The following is an 18,275-nucleotide window of genomic DNA, read 5'->3' as shown; positions in this document are numbered from 1 at the left end:
GTCATGGGTGAAGGCAAGGGGAAGCGGGGCGGCAGGGCTCAGGAGACGCGGCGGCGGATCATCGAGGCGGCCGGGGAGCTCTTCGTCGAGCAGGGGTACGGTGCCACCAAGCTGCAGGAGATCGCCGACCGGGCGGGCGTGGCCGTGCAGACGATCTACTTCGTCTTCCGTAACAAGCCCTCGCTGCTCAAGGCGCTCGTCGACGTGGCGATCGCGGGCGACGACGAGCCCGTGCCGACGATGGACCGGCCCTGGTTCGCGGAGGTCATGGCCGCGTCCACCGCGGATGCGGCCCTCGTCGCGCTGACCGCGGAGACCCGCAGGACGCTCGAACGCGTCGCGGCCGTCAACGAGATGGTCCGGGCGGCGACGGCGACCAACCCGGAGATCCGCGCACTGTGGCCCGACCGGGCCGACCCGCGGTACACGGTGATCTCGACGGCGGCCCGCTCCCTGATGGAGAAGCCCGGAGCCCGCCGTGGCCTGCCTGTCAGCGAAGCGGCGGACATCCTCTACGCGGTCCTCAGCCCCGAGCTCTTCCTCGTCTTCACCCGTGACCGCGCGTGGCCGCCGGCGAAGTGGGAGCAGTGGGCGTACGGCACCCTTCGTGCGCAGCTCGTGGTCGACGACGCGCTCTGATCAGTGGTCGTCGGGGCTGTCCGGTCCTGTCGTGACGCTGCCCCTTGCTCGTAGGGATGAGTGGGGCGTCGGACCGTCCACAGGTGGCGGTCGTGTCGTCCGCCGCGGTCCGAAGCCCGGTGTCTGACGCTCCTTTCAACGTTGGAAAGCCTCCGTCAGCGAATGACAGCACGGCCTCCGCCGCCTGTCCAGACTCCGCGCACAGGGGGCGGGGCTCCGTGCTCGGGACGCAGGCCCCCGTGTTCGGGTCGAGCCCTGCGTGGGGCGTGGTCGTGCGACCGTGACTGCCCACGTCAGGGCGGGTGGTCCGGTCCGCGAACGCGACCCGCATCCCACCCGCACTCCGTCCGCGCGCTCTCCGTGCGCCGTGCCCGGCATGTGCCGCCACCGGCCGAGTGGTCTCCGGCGTCACCTCAAGTCGACTGCTTGTCAGGGCAGTTGAGTGTTCTTGAGTGTTTCCGTTGGTATCTGTTTCGTGCTACGTTCCCCGCACTTCGGCTCCGGGGCCCTGTGCCGGCGTCGTCGAGCGGGGTCCACAGCCCGCGTCCCCTTCGCTCGCCCACCGCTCGGACTCCCACCACCGCCCTGCCCGAACGGCCGCGCGGTGCACCGGACTCCGCGCGTCGTCCTGCACGAAGGAGTTCCATGCGACGCATCACCTCCCTCCTCGCGGTGCTGTGCCTGCTGGCCGGAGGGCTTCTCCTCGCCGGTCTCACCGGCACGGCCGCCGCCGTCACCCCCAAGACACCGCCCCTGACCACACCCTGGACCAGCCAGGTGTCCACGACCGCCCCCCTTCCCGAGTACCCCCGCCCGCAGATGACCCGGCCGGACTGGCAGTCCCTCAACGGGGAGTGGCAGTTCCTCAACCCGCCGACCGACGCCTCGGGCAACGTCGACCGCAACGCCGCGCCGCCCGTCGGACAGACCCTGCCGGAACGCATCCTCGTGCCCTACCCGGTGGAGTCCGCGCTGTCGGGCATCATGCGCAACGACAACCGCGACCTCATGTTCTACAAGCGCACCTTCACCGTGCCGCAGAACTGGAACGGCAAGCGGGTGCAACTGCACTTCGGAGCCGTCGATTACGAGGCCACCGTCTGGGTCAACGGCACCCGGGTCACCAGCCACAAGGGCGGCTACGACCGGTTCGAGGTCGACATCACGCCACAGCTCAACGGCGGTACGAACGAACTGATCGTCCGCGTCTACGACCCCACCGACGGACGCGGTGAGAAGCAGCCCGTCGGCAAGCAGGTCAACAACCCCAGCGGAATCTTCTACACCCCCACCTCGGGAATCTGGCAGACCGTCTGGATGGAGCCCACCCCCACGTCCTCCGTCTACTCCGTCGACATCAAGCCCGACCTGGCGGCCGGCGCCGCACGGGTCCGCGTCTTCACCCGCGGCGACGTCTCCGGCCACACCGTGCTCGCCGAGGCGGTCTCCGGATCCACCGTGGTCGGCCGCGCCACCGGTGCCTTCACCGAGTTCTCCGTCCCGGTGCCCGACGCCCGCCGATGGTCCCCGGACGACCCCTTCCTGTACGACCTGCGGGTCACCCTGCGCAACGCCTCCGGCGCCGCCGTCGACAGCGTCACCAGCTACTTCGGCATGCGCGAGATCGGCAAGAAGCTCGTCAACGGGGTCATGCGCCCCACCCTGAACGGCGAGTTCGTGTTCCAGGTGGGTACCCTCGACCAGGGGTTCTGGCCGGACGGCCTCTACACCGCGCCCACCGACGCGGCCCTCGCCTTCGACCTGCAGAAGCACAAGGACCTGGGCTTCAACATGGTGCGCAAGCACATCAAGGTGGAACCCGCCCGCTGGTACTACCACGCCGACCGGCTCGGACTCCTGGTGTGGCAGGACATCCCGTCCACACCGGCGTTCGACGCCGACCGCACCCCCGCCCAGATCGCCCAACTGGAGACCGAGGCGCGGGAGATCATCGACGAGCACCGCTTCTCACCGGCCGTCGTCACCTACGTGCCGTTCAACGAGGGCTGGGGCGAATGGGACCTCGCGGCCACCCGCCGGATCACCACCGACCTGGAGAACCACGACCCGACCCGTCTGATGAACGCGCACAGCGGGTACAACTGCTGTGCCTCGAAGGGCGATCCGGGCACCGGTGACATCATCGACTGGCACGTCTACACCGGCCCCGACGCCCCACGACCCTCCGACACCCGCGTCTCCGTCCTCGGCGAGTTCGGCGGCATCGGACTCCGCACACCCGGTCACGAGTACAGCCCCGACGGCCGGTTCTTCGCCTACGAGCAGGTCTTCAGCCGCGAGCAGCTGAACGACCGCTACACCGGCATGGTCCGGGACGTGCAGCAGCTGATGACCACCAAGGGCCTCTCCGCCTCCGTCTACACCGAGATCACCGACGTGGAGGGCGAGTACAACGGCCTGCTGAGCTACGACCGCCAGGTGCAGAAGGTCGACACCGGACAACTGCGCCAGGCGCACTCCGCCCTCATCGCCGCCTCGCGCAACCTCAACTCCGCCGTGCCGCTCACGCCGGGCCACGTCCGCTCGTTCAAGGTGACCACCCCCGGCCACACCGACCGCTACCTGCGGCACGCCGACTCCCTCGCCCGCACCGACGTGCTGAGCCCCTCATCCGCCGACGGCGCCCGGCAGGACGCCTCCTTCCGCACCGTGCCGGGACTGGCCGATCCGCGCTGCCACTCGTTCGAATCGGTCGACCAGCCGGGCCGTTTCCTCCGCCACGCCTCCAGCCGCGTACGCATCGACGCGGACACCGGCGGCCCGTTCGCCGCGGACGCGACCTGGTGCGCCCGGACCGGCCTCGCCGCCGGCGGCGCGTCGTTCGAGTCGCTCAACCATCCCGGCCAGTACCTCCGGCACTACGCCGACCACGTGTACCTCGCCCGCAGCGGCGGTCCCAACGCCTGGGACACCGCCACGTCCTTCGCCGCCGACGCGACCTGGGCCGTGGACCAGCCGGCGCTCTGGCGCAGCTCCGTGCTGCTGCCCACCGACCGGCGGCAGTCGCTGCGCGTGACCACGTGGGGCCACACCGACCGGTACCTGCGCCACGCCGACAGCCTGGCGTTCACGGAGATCGTCGACGCGGGCAGCAGCGGTCTGCTCAGGCAGGACGCGACCTACACCCTGCGGCGCGGCCTCGCCGACTCCTCCTGCTACTCCTTCGAGTCGGTGAACTACCCGGGGCAGTACCTCCACCACGCCGACAGCCGGGTGCGCAACGCGCCCGACGACGGCTCCGCGCTGTTCCGGGCTGACGCCACCTTCTGCGCCAGGCCCGGACTCGGCGGGACCGGCGTCACCTTCGAATCGATCAACATCCCGGGCTCGTACCTGCGCCACTACGCGTCCCAGGTGTTCATCGCCTCGGGGAACGGTGCCGGCGACCAGTACAACCGGCCCCAGACCCTGTCCGCGGACAGCAGCTGGGCCGTAGCAGCCCCGTGGGCGCCGTGACCGGCTGAGCCACCGCGCGCGCCGACGGGTGCGCGCGGCGCGTCGGCCGAGGGGCGGCCGCAGAATCCGTCGGCGGAGACCGGCAGCCCCTCGGCCGTATCCCCCGTGCGGCGAACGCGCCGCCCCGCCCCCGGCGGCCGCCGCAACCGCGGAACCTCCTTCCAGAACTCCGTCGAATCAGAGTGGTCCAACCAGTTGACCACTGGCTTTCCGTGACTGATTCTGTTCGCCATGCATCAGCGATCCATCCGGCGCGAGTCGGTATCCGATCAGCTCTACGCCGTCCTGCGCGACCAGATCCTCGACGGCTCCCTGCCCACCGGCTCCCCCCTGACCGCCGAGCGCGACCTGGCCGCCGAATTCGGCGTGAACCGCCACGCCGTACGCGAGGCGGTCAAGCGGCTGCAGCAGGCCCGCCTCATCGAGGTCAGCCACGGCGGCAGGACCGTCGTCCTGGACTGGCGGCACACCGCCGGGCTCGACCTCGCCGTCGGCATCGCCCGGGCCGGCGACGGACTCGGCCTGCCCGGCCTCGCCCGCGACGCCCTGGAGATGCGCGCCTGCATCGGCGCCGACGCCGCCCGGCTGTGCGCCGCCCGCTGCTCGCGCCGGCAGGCCGAAGCCGTGGTGGAGGCAGCGGGCCGCTACGCCTCGACCGGACCCGACCTGGCCGTCCTGGGAGCGGCGGACATCGCCTGGTGGCGGCTGATCGTCGAGGGGTCGGGAAACCTCGCCTACCTCCTGGCCTTCAACAGCCTGGTCGGCGGCACCCTCGAAGTCGCCGACGGGCCCATCGACCTGAGGGCCGCCGAACTCCTCGACATCGACGCGCACCTCCGGCTGGCCGCGCACATCGCGGCCCGCGAACCCGAACAGGCCGAACGCCTGGCCCGCGACCTGCTGTCCCGCAGCGTCCCGGCCGCCGTCGAGAGGGCGGGTGAGCCGACGTGATACCCGCCGTGATGTACGCGATACCGGCGTTCGTCCTGCTGGTGGCCGTCGAGGCTCTGTCCTACCGGTTCCTCCCCGACGACGACGAGCGGGGCTACGAGGTCCGCGACACGGTGACCAGCATGTCCATGGGCGCCGGAAGCCAGGTCGTCGGACTCCCGTGGAAGGCCGTCGCCGTCCTCGCCTACGCGGCCCTGTACTCCGTCTCGCCCTGGGAGTGGTCGCCGTCGTCGGTCTGGACGTGGGTCCTGCTCTTCTTCGCCGACGACCTCGCCTACTACGTGTTCCACCGCGCCCACCACCGGGTGCGCGTCCTCTGGGCGAGCCACGTGGTCCACCACTCCAGCGTCCGCTTCAACCTCTCCACCGCCCTGCGGCAGAGCTGGACGCCGATGACGACCCTCCCGTTCTGGCTGCCGCTCGCCCTGCTGGGCATCCCGCCGTGGATGATCCTGCTCCAGCAGTCGTTCAGCCTCGTCTACCAGTTCTTCCTGCACACCGAGCGGGTCGACAAGCTGTGGCGACCCGTCGAGTACGTCTTCAACACACCGTCCCACCACCGCGTCCACCACGGCTCCAACAACGTGTACCTGGACCGCAACTACGGCGGCATCCTCATCGTCTGGGACCGGCTGTTCGGCACGTTCGAGCCGGAGGGCGAACGGGTCGTCTACGGCCTCACCAAGAACATCACCACGTACAACCCGGTGCGGGTCGCCTTCCACGAGTACGCGGCGACCTGGCGCGACGTCCGCACCGCGCGCCGCTGGCGGGACCGGGCCGGCCACCTCTTCGGACCGCCCGGCTGGTCCCCTAAGGCCGAGGTGTGACGTGCCCCTGCTGATCGCGGTCTTCGCCGCCCTCGCCGCCGTCGACATCACCGGCGTGGTGATCGGCCTGCCGGTCCTGGAATGGATCGCCAAACCCCTGCTCGCCCCCGTACTCGCCCTGCACCTGTGGCGCGTCACCGGCCGGCGCCACCGCCCCGTACTCGCCGGACTCGGCTTCGCGACGGCCGGGGACGTGGCGCTGCTCGTCCCCGGAGCCACCGCGTTCGGGATCGGCCTCGCCTGCTTCCTCGGTGCCCAGATCTGCTGGACGACCGCCTTCGTGCGGGCGGGCGCGGTGGCGCACCTGCGCCCGAGGCGGGCGCTCTGCGTCGGCTATCTCGCCGTGTGGACCGCCGCCGTCGTCCTGCTCACCCCCTCCCTCGACGCGGCGATGGCCGTCGCCCTGTCGCTGTACAGCCTGGCCCTGGTGGTCATGGCGGGCACGGCACACGTGAAGGGCCCGAGGGCGGCATGGGGCGGCGCCGTGTTCCTCGTCTCCGACATGCTCATCGGACTCGGCGCGGCCGGGATCGACTTCGCCGGCCGCACCATGCTGGTGATGCCCACCTACACGGTCGCCCTGGTGCTCCTCGTGACCGCGTTCACCGCCGACGCCCGCACGGCGGCCGAGACCGACCACCGGGAGCGGGCGTCCGGCAGCCCGAGCCCCGAACCCGGGGCACGGGTCGGGGCCGAGCCCTGACCACCCGTCCGCGCCGCCGCACCCGGCCGCCCGGCGCGGGCGGTCAGGTGCGCCCGGCCGGGACGGGGGGCCGCCGGATGTCCTCGGGGTGGGCCGTGCACAGCACGGCCTCCTCGTACGCGACCGCTCCCGCCGTCACGAGGGCGTCGATGCCGGCCTCCAGCGTCTGCATGCCGTCCCGGTGGCCGGTCGCGATCATGTTCCGGATCTGACGGGTCTTCCCCTCGCGGATCAGGTTCCGGATCGCCGGCGTGCCCACCAGCACCTCGAACGCGGCCGCGCGGCCGCCGCCGATCCGGGGGACGAGCGTCTGGTTGAGGATGCCGACCAGCGTGTGCGCCAACTGCAGCCGCACCTGCGGCTGCTGCTCGGCCGGGAACACGTCGACGATGCGGTCCAGCGTCTGCGCGGTGTCGTTGGTGTGCAGCGTCGCGAACACCAGGTGCCCGGTCTCCGCGATCGTCAGCGCCGCGGAGATGCTCTCCGGGTCGCGCATCTCGCCGAGGAGCACGACATCGGGGTCCTCCCGCAGCGCCGAGCGGAGCGCGGCGGGGAACGAGTCGGTGTCGGTGCCGACCTCCCGCTGGCTGACCGCGGAGCGCTTGTGCCGGTGCAGGTACTCGATCGGGTCCTCGATGGTCAGGATGTGCACCGACCTGTGCGTGTTGACGTGGTCGACGAGCGCCGCGAGGCTCGTCGACTTGCCCGACCCGGTCGGTCCGGTGACCAGCACGAACCCGCGCGGTACGCGCGCCCACCCGACGACGACCGGCGGGAGGCCGAGCTGTTCGGACGACGGCACGTCGAACGGGATGATCCGCAGCGCCAGGGCGGAGGCACCGCGCTGCACGTACGCGTTACCGCGGAGCCGGGCCCGCTCACCCCAGCTGAACGCGAAGTCGACCTGCCTCTCCCGGCGGAACCGCTCTGTGAGGTCGCGGCCCAGTACCCCCGTCACCAGGCGGTCGGCCTCCGGCTCCGTCAGCGCGGCCCCCTCGACCGGGCGCAGGGCGCCGTCGACACGGAGGAACGGCGCCGAGCCCGCGGTGAGCAGCAGGTCGCTGCCACCCCGCTCCCAGAGCTCGCCGAGGAGATGGTCGATCATCGTGGAGCTCGGGCCGGACATGCTGGTCTCCCCAGGGGTGTGCGTACTCATGGCAGGACCGTCCACCGCGTGACGGTGCCCGTGTGGCCGTCGAAGGACACCGAGGCCCGGACGAGGGGGCCGGACAGCAGATCGATCCGCGCACCGCCGAGGTGCGCGCCCGCTCCGCCGCCCCCGGCGGTGACGGTGTGGGTCACGGTCAGCCCGGTCAGCTGCGAGGTCCGGGTCAGGCCGCATCGCGTCAGGTCGACCTGGTCGGTCACCGGCCCGCCGGTGCCGAGGCGGACGGGCAGGTCCGGAGAACCGGTGCCGGTGCAGGTGCTGCCGGGGAAGTCCACCGACAGCCGGACCGACTCGACGTCACCGTCCTCGTGGTGCGCCACCTGGAGGACGGCATGGTCGAGCGGGGCGGTCGTGGCCGGTGCCCGCTGTGCGTAGCCGCCGAGGGTGAGGGAGGCCCGTCCGTCGCCGGGGACGGCGGCGTCCGTGACGTCGACCGGGGCGCCGGGGGCCGGCGGGGTGAATCCGCTGAGGTCGGTGACCGAGGCCGGTTTCGCGCTCGCTGCCGGGTACGTCGTGAACAGCACGGGTTCCGGTGGGATGCCGACCACCGGGCGGAGGTGTCCGGGAGCGGGGCGGATGCCGAGGGCGATGGTCCGGGCGACGATGCCCCGGGTGACGACCTGGGAGGCGACCCGGCTCATCGAGAGGTCGACGGCGCCGGTCGGTGCGTAGACGGTGCCGTTGACCACGAGGCGGCTGTGCCGCGTGGTCGTGTCGGCGTCGTCGGTGGACTTCAGGACGGGGCAGTCGCCGCCCGTGGTGAGGCAGCCGGACAGGGCTCGCACGGATGGGGCCCGGAAGACGAGGTCGAGGACGACGCCGTCGAGGCGGACGGCGGCGCCGGTGCTCCCTGTGCCGAGCCGGGCCGCGAAGTCGACCGCGAGGGCGGACAGCTGGGCCTCCTTCGTGACCCCGCAGGCGCCGAGGTCGACGATGTCGACGCCGAGCGTCCGCGGACGCTCGGTCAGCTCGTGGTCGGTGTCGCAGGCGGTTCCGGTGCCGCGGACGGCCAGCGCCGCCGTGGGCGGCTCAGCCGGGGTGGGCGGGTCCGTCGGCGTCGGGGGCTCCGGTGGGGCGGGGGGCTCCGTCGGCGGGGGCGGTGCCGGGCTGGTGTCGTCGCCCTGGTGCGAGACGCGCAGGACGGCCCTGTCGATCACGGCTCCCGCCGGCAGCGGCAGCCGCTCGAACGCGTCCAGCCGGATCGATGCCGAGCGCGCGGCCTCGGTGAGGCTCGCGTCGGCCGTGGTGCCGTCGATCGCTCGGGCGTGCTGCGGGGCGGGGAAGTGCGCCGAGTCGGGTGCCGCGGTGCTGGTCGCCTCGGTGGGCGGTACGGGGAGCGGCGGGCGGTGGGCCAGTTCCAGGGTGATGCCGTCGAGGTGTGCGGTGGCGCCGGCGCTGCCGTCGCCGAGCGTGGCGGTGTGGGTCACGACCAGCCCCGTCAGTTGAGCGGGGTCGGTCAGCCCGCAGCCGGCCACCAGGTCAAGGGTGTCGGTGACCGGTGCGTCCTGACGCGGGGCCAGTCTCCGCGGGACGGTGCAGGAGCGGGGGAGTCCGGGTCCCGTCAGGGTGACCGTCGCCGTCGGCGGTGGTCCTCCCGCCGCCCCGGGCTCCTCGCGGTGTGCGATACGCAGTACGGCGCCGTCCAGGACCGAGCCGGGCGCCACCGCGGGGGAGTCGAAGCCGCCGAGGGAGATGGCGGCGGTCGGCGTGGTGTCCGGGTCGAGTACCGCGCGTGCCGCCCGGGCGCCGTCGATCTCCCGGGCGTCCGCCGCCGGGTCGAACGTCGTCGACTCGGCGGTCGTCGCCGGCCGGGGCGGCGGCGGGTCGTGGACGACTTCGAGCCAGATGCCGTCCAGGGAGCCGGCGCCCGTGGCGCCGCCTGCTGCCAGCCCGACCGCGTAGGTCGCGGTCAGGCCGGCCAACCGGGCGGGGTCGGTGACGCCGCAGGCCATGAGGTCGACGCGGTCCTCGCCCGTCTCGGCCCGTGCGGTGAGCGGCAGCCCGTTGCAGCCGCCGCCACCACCGGCGGGGGTGACGTCGAGGGCGGGTGCCGCCGCGTCTCCGTTCTCCCGGTGGACGACCCGCAGCACGGCGGAGCGGATCCTCGCGTCACCGGGCAGGGGCGGTCGGCCGAAGCCGGCCAGGGTGATCGACGCCGTCGGGGCGGCCCGGGTCAGCTCGGCGCCGGCCACGGACGGGGTCGGCTGCTCGCCGATCTCCAGGGCGTCGCGGGGGTCGGTGCCGGCGGCGATGAAGCCGGTCGACGCGGTCACGGCGGTCGGCTTGTACGTGGTCGGGGTGCGGTAGGCGACCTCGATCCAGATGCCGTCCAGACGGGCCACGGCGGCGGCGCCGTCGGTGTCGAGGGCGGCGGTGTAGGTCACCGCCAGGCCGGTGAACCGGGACGGGTCGGCGAGTCCGCACGGGCCCAGCAGGTCGATCGGCGCCGCCGTGGCCAGGCGCGTGCGGCGCGGCAGCGCCTCGGTGCGGCAGGTGTCCCCGCCGACGGCGGTGGTGACCTCGAGCGCGCCGGGTGCCGCCAGGTCCCCCTCCTCCTGGTGCCGCACGTGCAACGTCGCGGCGGTGACGACCGAGCCGGCCGGCACCCGCGGGGCGAAGCCCGCCAGTTGGAGGGAGGCGGTCCTGCCCTTCGCCCGGTCGAGGGCGGCGTCGGCCGTGCAGCCCGCGGTGCCCGTCGGCCGTGGACAGCCGGGGAGGGCCGGTCGTTCGCCACCGGTCAGGGCGTGGACGGGGTCGGCGAAGCCGTTGTTCGTCCGCACCTCCGTCGGCCGCAGCGTGTGCGACGGTTTCGGCGGCTGGACCCCGTACACCGCCACGCGCTGGGCGCCCGGGGTCACCGGGGCGCACAGTTCGGCGTGTCCGCGGTCGACCTGGAACCTGCTGCCGCCGCCCATCATGAGCTCGACGCCTGCGGGCTGTGTCGTGTCGCAACCACCCGGAGCGGGGACGGTGGGCCGCGCGGCCGCCTCGGGGTCCCAGCCCGTCGGCGTGCCGCCCACCACGCTGACCGTGGGATCGTCGACGGTCCAGACGGCGGTGCCTCCGGTGAAGGTGAAGTCGAAGGAGAAGAGGCCCGGTTGCAGCCAGACGACGACGTTCGGACAGCCGCCGCCGGTGAGGCCGCTCAGGGCGCGGGCGTCGTCGTAGTACCCGGGCTGCAGCCGCACCAGCCAGCGTCCGGGGGCGGGGCACGCGGGCACCGTGCGCAGCACCGGGACGGCCGTGGCGGGCGGCGCGTGGTCCGGGTCCGCGCCCACGGTCTCGTCGGCGGGTGCCGGCGGCGTGTCGTCGGCGCAGCTCCTCGCGTACGGCGGCTGGCCCTGTGGCAGTCGGGGCTGTGACACGGCGGGCGAGCAGTCGCCGACGGCGGACACGTCGCCCGACACGACCATGGAGCCGCCGGCACCGGTGGTGATGTCCGAGCGGGAGAAGACGGCGCCCTGCACCCGCAGGCCCGGGGCGGTCACGTGGATGCCGTCCCCCGCCGCCTCCCCCAGGGTGCGGAGCGCGTCCTGGGGCTGGGTCGCGCGGGCGTTCGCGGGAGTCGCGTGGAGCGGGTCGCAATGGACGCTCATCCGGTGGCCGTTGAGCGGCGGGGCGGTGTAGGTGGCGCACGGATTGCCCCGCGAGAAGTCCTCGATCGCCAGCTGCGTGGCGCCGTCCGCGCTGTAGGCCCGCTCGCCCTGGCCGGCGAAGGTGCCCGTCGCCTTCAGCGCGGTGGCGGCGAAGGACAGGACGGTCACGGTGACCAGGCCGAAGACCACCAGGAAGGCGAGTGCCAGGATCAGAGTCGCGCCCTGTTCGTCGCCGCGCGGAAGAGGCCGCTTCGGGTGCCGGCCGGTCATGACGGGCTCGATCGTCGGACGGCGGTGAGGGCCGTCGGGGGAGTGGCGGGGTCGCTCTGCACGGTCAGCGTTACCTCCATGGGTGAGGGGCACGAGGTCTCGGCACCGCAGTGCAGCGTCACCGGGCGGGGCGACGCGGCGGGGTCGAACCGGCCGAGGGGAGTGGTGACGACGTCCCCGCCGGTGCACGTCACCCGGTCGAGGGCGCCGGTCGGGCGGTCGTAGGCGTAGACGACGTCGGTGCCGGCGCGGCTCAGGCGGACGATCACGTCGGTGAGGCCGCACGCGGGGCCGGTCGTGACGCCCTCGGCGCTGTGGACGTCGCCGTAGAAGTAGCGGTTGAGGGTGGCCGCCGCACTGGTGGAGGCCACCCGCGTCTGGGTGCCCGCGGTGAACCGGAGCCCGAGGATCATCGCCTTGGACAGGAGCGTGCCGACGAGGCCGACGATGACGATCGTGACCAGCAGCTCCGTCAGGGTGAACCCCGATTCCGGCCGTCCGGTGGGATGTGGTGTCGTCATGACGGCATCGACTCCCGCTTGACCACGTCGAGCGCCGCGTCCCTCACCGGGCGCGGGCCGGTCGTCCGTACGGTGACGGTGACCTTCTGCACCCCGGTGTCGGGCGTCGGGCACGAGGGCCCGAACGCGCCCACCCCGTCCCAGTACGCGACCTCGACGGTCACGGTGTACCCGGGCGGCGGCTTCGGGGTCGCGTAGCCGCCGGCGCAGGAGACGTACGGGGCGCCGAGGACGTTCTCGGCGGCGCTGCGGACGAGCGAGTCGGCGGTGGTGAGCTTCTGCTGCCGCACCGAGCTCATGATCGCCGTGCCGAGTCCGCCGAGCACCGCCACGAAGGCGGTGCCCAGGAGCACCACGGTGACGAGAGCCTCGACCAGCGTCTCGCCCTCCTCGCCGCGGCGGCGCGGCAGGCGGCGCGTACGGCCGGTCACGGAACGTCCACCTGGCTGTAGACGCCGTAGATCGCCGAGAGGAGGGCGACGGCCACGAATCCGACGACGACTCCGACCAGGATGACCACGGTCGGTTCGAACAGGCTGGTCAGCCGCTTGAGTTTGTGCTGGAGTTCCTTCTCGTAGAACTCCGACACGTTCTCCAGCTGGTCGTCGAGGGTTCCGGTCTCCTCGCCCACGCGCATCATCTGGGTGACCGCGCCGGGGAAGAGCCCGGTGCGGGCGATGGGCCGGGAGATGCCGCCGCCTTCGAGCATCTCCGTACGGGCCCGGTCGATGGACCGCTCGTACACCAGGTTGTTCGCCCCCGCGCCCGACAGGGTCAGGGCCTCCGGGACGGGAACACCGGTCTTGATCATCGAGGTGAGGATGCGGCAGAACCGTTCGATCACCATGAAGCGGACGACGTCGCCGATCACCGGCGTCGCCAGCAGGAACCGGTCCCGCAGGAGCCGTCCGCGTTCGGTCCGCAGACCGGCGGTCAGTCCCACGACGACCGCGGCGAGCACCCCCAGCAGGACCGGGTACCAGGCCGTGACGAAGTCGGTGAAGCCGAGCAGGATCCGCGTCGGCAGGGGCAGTTCCGCGTCGAAGGACTCGAAGAACGCCTTGAACCGGGGCAGTACGAAGACGACGAGGACCAGGACCACGGTCAGCGCCAGGCCCATCACCAGACTCGGATAGGTCAGCGCGGAGCGGACGGTGCGTCGGCCCTCGACGTCACGGTCGATGTAGCGGGACAACTGGGCCATCACCACGTCGAGTTCACCCGTCGCCTCCGCGGAGCGCAGGACGGAGACGTAGAACGGCGGGAGCGCCCTGCCGTGCGCGGCCATCGCCCCGGCGAAGCTCTCGCCGAAGCGGAGCGAGTCCATGACGTCGCCGATCACCTCGCGCAGCTTCCGGTCCTTCGTCTCGGCGCGGATGATCTCCAGCGCGTCGAGAAGGGGCACACCGGCCTTCACGAAAGTGGCCGTCTGGCGGGAGAAGTTGCTCAGTTCGACGGGATCGACCTTCTTGGCGGTGATCTCGAACTGGAGCAGGCCGCGGCCCGCCGCCTTCACCGACTGGACGGTGTACCCCTGCCGGACCAGGCTGTCGGTCACGCCGTCGACACTGGAGCCCTTGACTGCGCCGGTGGCGCGCTTTCCGTCCGGGCCGATCGCGACGTACGTGAACGCGGCCATGCCGATGCTCTCCTGCTTTCCGGGGTCGGTGGTGGGTGGTGTCGATACGGGGGTGGGAGACCGGCGGTACGGGGACGAGGCACGGCAGGGGAGGAGCCGCGCCCGGCCGCGGACCGGCGGCCCGGGTTTGCGCGCAGCCGGACGCGGGGCCGGTCCTAGACGACGTACACGCTCGACATGATCTCGGCGACGGTCGTGGTGCCCTCCTCGACCAGGCGGACGCCGCCGTCGAGGAGGCTCTCCATGCGCTGCTCCCGGGCTGCCCTGCGCAGGGCGTCGATCGGAGCCTTCTCGACGAGGAGGCGTGTGACCGCGTCGCTCATGACGAGCAGTTCGAAGACGCCGATCCGTTCCTGGTATCCGGTCCGGGAGCAGAAGTTGCAGCCGCGGCCCTGCCAGAACTCCGTGTCGGCGGATCCGCCGGCCCCGGTGAAGAAGGCCAGTTCGTCCACGCCGGGCCGGTAGGGCTCACGGCACTGGTCGCAGATCCGCCGGACGAGTCGCTGACTGACCACCCCGGCGACGGTGGAGGTGATCAGGAACGGTTCGATGCCCATGTCGGTGAACCGGTGCAGCGCCGAGCAGGCGTCCGCCGCGTGGATGGACGACAGGACGAAGTGCCCGGTGAGCGCGGACTCGACCGCGATCCGTGCCGTCTCGGCGTCCCGGATCTCGCCGACCAGGATCACGTCGGGGTCCTGCCGGAGGATCGAGCGAAGCCCGGTCGCGAACGTGATGCCCGCCTGGTCGTTGATCTGGATCTGGTTCACCGAGGGGACGACGTACTCCACCGGGTCCTCGATGGTGGTGATGTTGCGCTCGCTCTGGTTCAGCTCGCCGAGCGTGGCGTAGAGCGTGGTCGTCTTCCCGCTTCCGGTCGGCCCCCCGCAGGCGACCATTCCGTACGGGGAGCGGAGCAGCGACGCGAACCGCTCGTAGGTCGCGGCGGGCATGCCGAGCTGGCCGAGCCGCAGCAGGGTGCGGTTGCTGTCGAGGAGTCGGAGGACCGCCTTCTCCCCCCAGATGGTGGGGGTCGTCGCGACCCGGATGTCGACCGACCGGCCGTCGATCTCGGTGGCGATCTGGCCGTCCTGCGGGCGCCGCCGGTCGACGATGTTCATGTTCGCCATGATCTTGATCCGGCTGACCACGGACGGGCCCATGGTCTCCGGCAGGCTCAGCACGTCGTGCAGCGCACCGTCGATGCGGTACCGCACCCGGACGCGGTCGCCGTGGGGCTCGACGTGGATGTCCGAGGCCCGGTCGCGCAGGCCCTGCGTGAGCATCAGGTTGACCAGGTGGACGACCGGCGCGTCCTCGCTCACGACCCTCCTGCCGGAGGCCGCGTCACGGCCGGACTCGGTCGCCTCGAAGGCCTCGACCAGGCTGCCGACCCCGGCCAGCGCCCGGTAGGCGCTGTCGATCGAGCGCCGGATGTCCGAGGGGGCCGCGATCGCGAGCCGCACCCGGTCGGGCGCCACGGCACGGCCGAGTTCGCCGAGCAGGCGCGGGTCGCCCGGGTCTCCGGCCGCGACGAGCAGGGTGCCGTCGGTCCGCTCCACCGCGACGACGCCCAGCGAACGGGCCATCGCCTCCGGTACCCGGGCCGCGGCCTCGGGGTCGGGTTCGCTCTGGCCCAGGTCCGCCACGGGGACGTCGAGCTGGACGGCGAGCGCCTCGACGAGCGACCGCTCGTCGACCATGCCGAGCTCGACGAGCAGGGCGCCGAGCCGCTTGCCGGAGGCCGACTGCTGGAGGAGGGCCTCGTCGACCTGCGCCGGGGTGAGCAGCCCGCGTGTCACGAGGAGTGCGCCGATGCGCGGTCGGTCGTGGTCCGCGGGCGACGACGGCCCGCCGGCGGAGGCCGTGTCCGCGGGAGCGGTGCCTGGCGTGTTCGGTCCTCCCGTCGGGGAGGACGCCGCGGGGACGGCGGAAGCCGTGCAGGTCCGTGTTTCCTCGGGCGGGGTGGTGCCGCCCTCGCCCGCAGGGTCTGTCGTCGCCGCGCGGCGACGGAGAAGCCGGCGATTCGCCAAGGAACCCACCCCTATCGTGCAGCCGGAACAACGGCCGCTCGCGCCCCGATCGAATGAACGCACCAGGAACGGCGACTTGTCAGCCGTTGATTAGTCAGCGGGATACTACTTCATGTCGCGAGCGCCCCGCGGTCGCCGGTGGCGAGGTGCCCGCGAGGGTCGCCCCTTGTGCGTGTCGTCGCGAGATACATAGTCTACGGCTGATTACTCAATCAGTGACCAATGCGGGACGCGCTCGCGGCCCGCCGTGGATGGAGAGAGATGTTCACGTACCTGCAAGGCAAGGCGCGTCGGCGTGTGCGCGCGCTGAACGAGACCTCGGAAGCCGGCTTCACCCTGATCGAGCTTCTCGTCGTCATCGTGATCCTGGGCATCCTGTCCGCCATCGTCGTCTTCTCCGTCCGCGGCCTCAACGACAAGGGCCAGGGCACGGCGTGCGACACCGACAAGTCCACGATCCGGACCGCTGAGGAGGCGTACTTCGCCAGCGACGGCCGGAACGCGTACGGGACCATGAAGCAGCTGGCGGATGAGGGGTTCCTGTCCGAGGTCTCCCGCTGGTACGACGCCGAGCCGAGCGGCGACACGTACGTCATCACCCCCCTCGACAAGCTCGAGGACGGTCGCCCGAACCCCTGCAAGGCCTGACGCGCGCAGCCCGCGCCCGACGCCGCCGGCCGTCGGGCGCCGCCGCGTTCCCCGGCCGCCCGCGGACCGCGGGTCGTGGCACGCGGCCCGCGGTGCACCGCCCCACCCCGACACCTCGAACAGCCCGCCGCCCACCCGACACGCACCACACGATTGCCGAGATGCCTTCCGTATTCGTCATCCTCACAGGGCTGCTGGGACTCGCGGTCGGGTCGTTCCTCAACGTCGCCGTCTCCCGGGTCCCCGCCGGCCGCTCGGTCCTGCGGCCCCGCTCCGCCTGCCCGCGGTGCGCCGCCCCGATCGCGGCCCGGGACAACATCCCCCTCGTGTCCTGGATCCTGCTGGGCCGCCGCTGCCGCGCGTGCCGGGTCCCGATCCCCGTGCGCTACCCCCTCGTCGAGGCGCTCACCGCCGTCCTGTTCGCCGCCGAGGCCCTGCGCTTCGGGCCGTCCGAGGCACTGCCCGCCGCACTGGTCCTCACCGCCGGGCTCGTGGCCCTCGCCGCGTGCGACGCCGAACACCTCCTGCTCCCGAGGCGGCTGCTCTACCCGACCCTCGCGCTCACCGCCGCCTGCCTGCTCGGCGCCGCGGCCGCCACCGTCCAGTGGCAGCGGCTCGGGTCGGCCGCCGCGTGCGGAGTCGGCGCGTTCGCCGTGTTCTTCGCCCTCCACCGGGCGCGGGCGGGCTGGCTCGGCTTCGGCGACGTCCGTCTGGCGGGTCTGCTCGGCGCAGGCCTCGGCTGGTTCGGTCCCCTGCACCTCCTCTTCGCGGTGCTCTCCGGCAGCGCCGCCGGGTTGCTGGTGGGCGTCGGGCTCATGGCGACGGGGCGCGCCACCCGCCGGACCCGCCTCCCCTTCGGCCTGTACCTCGCCGCCGGCGCCGTCGCCGCCCTCCTCGTGGGAGAGCCCGTCGTCCACTGGTACGAGGGCGTGATCGACCCCTCCGCGACGGGTGCGCCGCCGCACGTCCCCGTCCACCCCTGGCCGTGACCGCCACCGGTCGCCGCCGCTCCGCCCCTGGTCGTCCCCGGATGGGCCTGCCGGACCGACCGGTCCGGCAGGCCCATCTGGGCGATCGGTCCGGCTTCCGGCGATTCGCGCCCCGCGCGTACCCCCCGGTCCCACGGGCCGGGCGCAGGGGATCGCCATCACCACCGCCGATCCTTACCCTGGTCACCATGAACGCACCTGACCTGCCCCTGGCCGAGTGGATCGTGCTCGCACTCGTGGCCGAGCGACCCAGCCACGGCTTCGCCATCTCGACCCTGACGGCGGAGGGGGCGGACATCGGTGAGTTCTGGTACGTCTCGCGGCCCATGGTCTACCGGTCCCTCACGCGGCTCGTCGAACGCGGACTGATCACGGCGGTCGGCGCCGAGGAGGGCAACCGGGGGCCGCAGCGCATGATCTACGCCGCCACGCCCTCGGCGGAGGCGACGGTCGGCACGTGGCTCGACGAACCCGTCAGCGAACTGTTCGACGTCCGAGCCGAGCTCACGTGCAAGCTGCTGCTGATCCAGCGCCGCGACGCCAGCCCGGCGCGACTGGTCGAGCGCCAGCGGCTCGTCCTCGACGAGATCGAGGAGTCGCTGCGCGCCAAGGAGGACGCCGCGGGCGACCACATCGCCCGCGCGAGTTACGCGCTGCGCCAGGAGCACGTCCGCGCCGCGCGCGGGTTCCTCGACGCCGTGGACGTCGAGAGCCCGCGGCCGGCCGTCAAGGGCTGACGGGCCGCGCGTCCCCTCCGTCCCGACCTCGCGGGACCTCGCGGGTCCGGCAGCGGGACGGGCCCGGCGATCAC

At 72.7% G+C, this 18,275-nt stretch carries 14 protein-coding genes and 1 pseudogene; 9 read left to right on the top strand and 6 right to left on the bottom strand.

Going from position 1 to position 18,275, the window contains the following annotated elements; genetic code table 11:
* Positions 1 to 3 precede the first annotated feature (3 nt).
* The 6 genes and pseudogenes from ACF09E_RS13055 (at position 4) to ACF09E_RS13030 (ending at position 6,600) form a co-directional block, all read left to right on the top strand.
* Positions 4 to 639, top strand: a complete 636-nt coding sequence (locus ACF09E_RS13055) for a TetR/AcrR family transcriptional regulator (RefSeq protein ID WP_392205244.1) — start codon at positions 4 to 6, stop codon at positions 637 to 639.
* A gap of 645 nt (positions 640 to 1,284) precedes the next feature.
* A pseudogene (locus ACF09E_RS13050) lies at positions 1,285 to 3,618 on the top strand (AbfB domain-containing protein); the annotation flags it as partial.
* The gene (locus ACF09E_RS13045) at positions 3,607 to 4,116 is read left to right on the top strand and encodes an AbfB domain-containing protein (protein WP_392205644.1); all 510 of its coding nucleotides are present in this window, start codon (positions 3,607 to 3,609) and stop codon (positions 4,114 to 4,116) included. The pseudogene ACF09E_RS13050 and the gene ACF09E_RS13045, both read left to right, overlap by 12 nt.
* A gap of 231 nt (positions 4,117 to 4,347) precedes the next feature.
* Positions 4,348 to 5,067: a FadR/GntR family transcriptional regulator gene (locus tag ACF09E_RS13040; RefSeq protein WP_388800446.1), complete on the top strand. Its 720-nt coding sequence runs from the start codon at positions 4,348 to 4,350 to the stop codon at positions 5,065 to 5,067.
* A gap of 11 nt (positions 5,068 to 5,078) precedes the next feature.
* Entirely contained in the window at positions 5,079 to 5,897 is an 819-nt protein-coding gene (locus tag ACF09E_RS13035; protein ID WP_392205243.1) for a sterol desaturase family protein, read from the top strand.
* A gap of 1 nt (position 5,898) precedes the next feature.
* Positions 5,899 to 6,600 carry a lysoplasmalogenase gene (locus ACF09E_RS13030; protein WP_392205242.1) on the top strand — a complete coding sequence of 234 codons (702 nt, stop codon included), beginning with the start codon at positions 5,899 to 5,901 and terminating at the stop codon, positions 6,598 to 6,600.
* A gap of 43 nt (positions 6,601 to 6,643) precedes the next feature.
* Here ACF09E_RS13030 and ACF09E_RS13025 read toward each other — a convergent pair whose 3' ends face one another.
* The 6 genes from ACF09E_RS13025 to ACF09E_RS13000 form a co-directional block, all read right to left on the bottom strand.
* Positions 6,644 to 7,756: a type IV pilus twitching motility protein PilT gene (locus ACF09E_RS13025; RefSeq protein ID WP_392205241.1), complete on the bottom strand. Its 1,113-nt coding sequence runs from the start codon at positions 7,754 to 7,756 to the stop codon at positions 6,644 to 6,646.
* The gene (locus ACF09E_RS13020; RefSeq protein ID WP_392205240.1) at positions 7,753 to 11,634 is read right to left on the bottom strand and encodes a hypothetical protein; all 3,882 of its coding nucleotides are present in this window, start codon (positions 11,632 to 11,634) and stop codon (positions 7,753 to 7,755) included. The genes ACF09E_RS13025 and ACF09E_RS13020 overlap by 4 nt, the downstream gene beginning before the upstream one ends.
* Positions 11,631 to 12,155, bottom strand: a complete 525-nt coding sequence (locus ACF09E_RS13015) for a type II secretion system protein (protein ID WP_392205239.1) — start codon at positions 12,153 to 12,155, stop codon at positions 11,631 to 11,633. The genes ACF09E_RS13020 and ACF09E_RS13015 overlap by 4 nt, the downstream gene beginning before the upstream one ends.
* Positions 12,152 to 12,586: a type II secretion system protein gene (locus tag ACF09E_RS13010; protein ID WP_392205238.1), complete on the bottom strand. Its 435-nt coding sequence runs from the start codon at positions 12,584 to 12,586 to the stop codon at positions 12,152 to 12,154. The genes ACF09E_RS13015 and ACF09E_RS13010 overlap by 4 nt, the downstream gene beginning before the upstream one ends.
* Positions 12,583 to 13,794 carry a type II secretion system F family protein gene (locus tag ACF09E_RS13005; RefSeq protein WP_392205237.1) on the bottom strand — a complete coding sequence of 404 codons (1,212 nt, stop codon included), beginning with the start codon at positions 13,792 to 13,794 and terminating at the stop codon, positions 12,583 to 12,585. The genes ACF09E_RS13010 and ACF09E_RS13005 overlap by 4 nt, the downstream gene beginning before the upstream one ends.
* A 155-nt stretch (positions 13,795 to 13,949) precedes the next feature.
* Entirely contained in the window at positions 13,950 to 15,596 is a 1,647-nt protein-coding gene (locus tag ACF09E_RS13000; protein WP_392205236.1) for a GspE/PulE family protein, read from the bottom strand.
* A gap of 528 nt (positions 15,597 to 16,124) precedes the next feature.
* On the opposite strand from ACF09E_RS13000, the gene ACF09E_RS12995 reads away from it, so the two are divergent.
* From ACF09E_RS12995 to ACF09E_RS12985, 3 genes are all read left to right on the top strand, one after another.
* Entirely contained in the window at positions 16,125 to 16,475 is a 351-nt protein-coding gene (locus ACF09E_RS12995) for a competence type IV pilus major pilin ComGC (RefSeq protein WP_392205235.1), read from the top strand.
* 161 nt (positions 16,476 to 16,636) lie between these two features.
* Positions 16,637 to 17,464, top strand: a complete 828-nt coding sequence (locus tag ACF09E_RS12990; protein WP_392205234.1) for a prepilin peptidase — start codon at positions 16,637 to 16,639, stop codon at positions 17,462 to 17,464.
* A 188-nt stretch (positions 17,465 to 17,652) separates the two neighbouring features.
* Positions 17,653 to 18,201: a PadR family transcriptional regulator gene (locus tag ACF09E_RS12985; RefSeq protein ID WP_392205233.1), complete on the top strand. Its 549-nt coding sequence runs from the start codon at positions 17,653 to 17,655 to the stop codon at positions 18,199 to 18,201.
* Positions 18,202 to 18,275 lie beyond the last annotated feature (74 nt).

The organism is Streptomyces sp. NPDC014891 (genome assembly GCF_043081085.1).
Classification (GTDB): domain Bacteria; phylum Actinomycetota; class Actinomycetes; order Streptomycetales; family Streptomycetaceae; genus Streptomyces.
The sequence above is the reverse complement of the archived record's forward strand: the minus strand, read 5'-3'. Positions and strand labels throughout refer to the sequence as shown.

Coding starts and splice junctions, on each gene's coding strand:
- ACF09E_RS13055 (WP_392205244.1), top strand. CDS start 4: ATGGGTGAAGGCAAGGGGAAGCGGGGCGGCAGGGCTCAGGAGACGCGG.
- ACF09E_RS13040 (WP_388800446.1), top strand. CDS start 4,348: ATGCATCAGCGATCCATCCGGCGCGAGTCGGTATCCGATCAGCTCTAC.
- ACF09E_RS13035 (WP_392205243.1), top strand. CDS start 5,079: ATGTACGCGATACCGGCGTTCGTCCTGCTGGTGGCCGTCGAGGCTCTG.
- ACF09E_RS13025 (WP_392205241.1), bottom strand. CDS start 7,756: ATGAGTACGCACACCCCTGGGGAGACCAGCATGTCCGGCCCGAGCTCC.
- ACF09E_RS13020 (WP_392205240.1), bottom strand. CDS start 11,634: ATGACCGGCCGGCACCCGAAGCGGCCTCTTCCGCGCGGCGACGAACAG.
- ACF09E_RS13015 (WP_392205239.1), bottom strand. CDS start 12,155: ATGACGACACCACATCCCACCGGACGGCCGGAATCGGGGTTCACCCTG.
- ACF09E_RS13005 (WP_392205237.1), bottom strand. CDS start 13,794: ATGGCCGCGTTCACGTACGTCGCGATCGGCCCGGACGGAAAGCGCGCC.
- ACF09E_RS12990 (WP_392205234.1), top strand. CDS start 16,637: ATGCCTTCCGTATTCGTCATCCTCACAGGGCTGCTGGGACTCGCGGTC.
- ACF09E_RS12985 (WP_392205233.1), top strand. CDS start 17,653: ATGAACGCACCTGACCTGCCCCTGGCCGAGTGGATCGTGCTCGCACTC.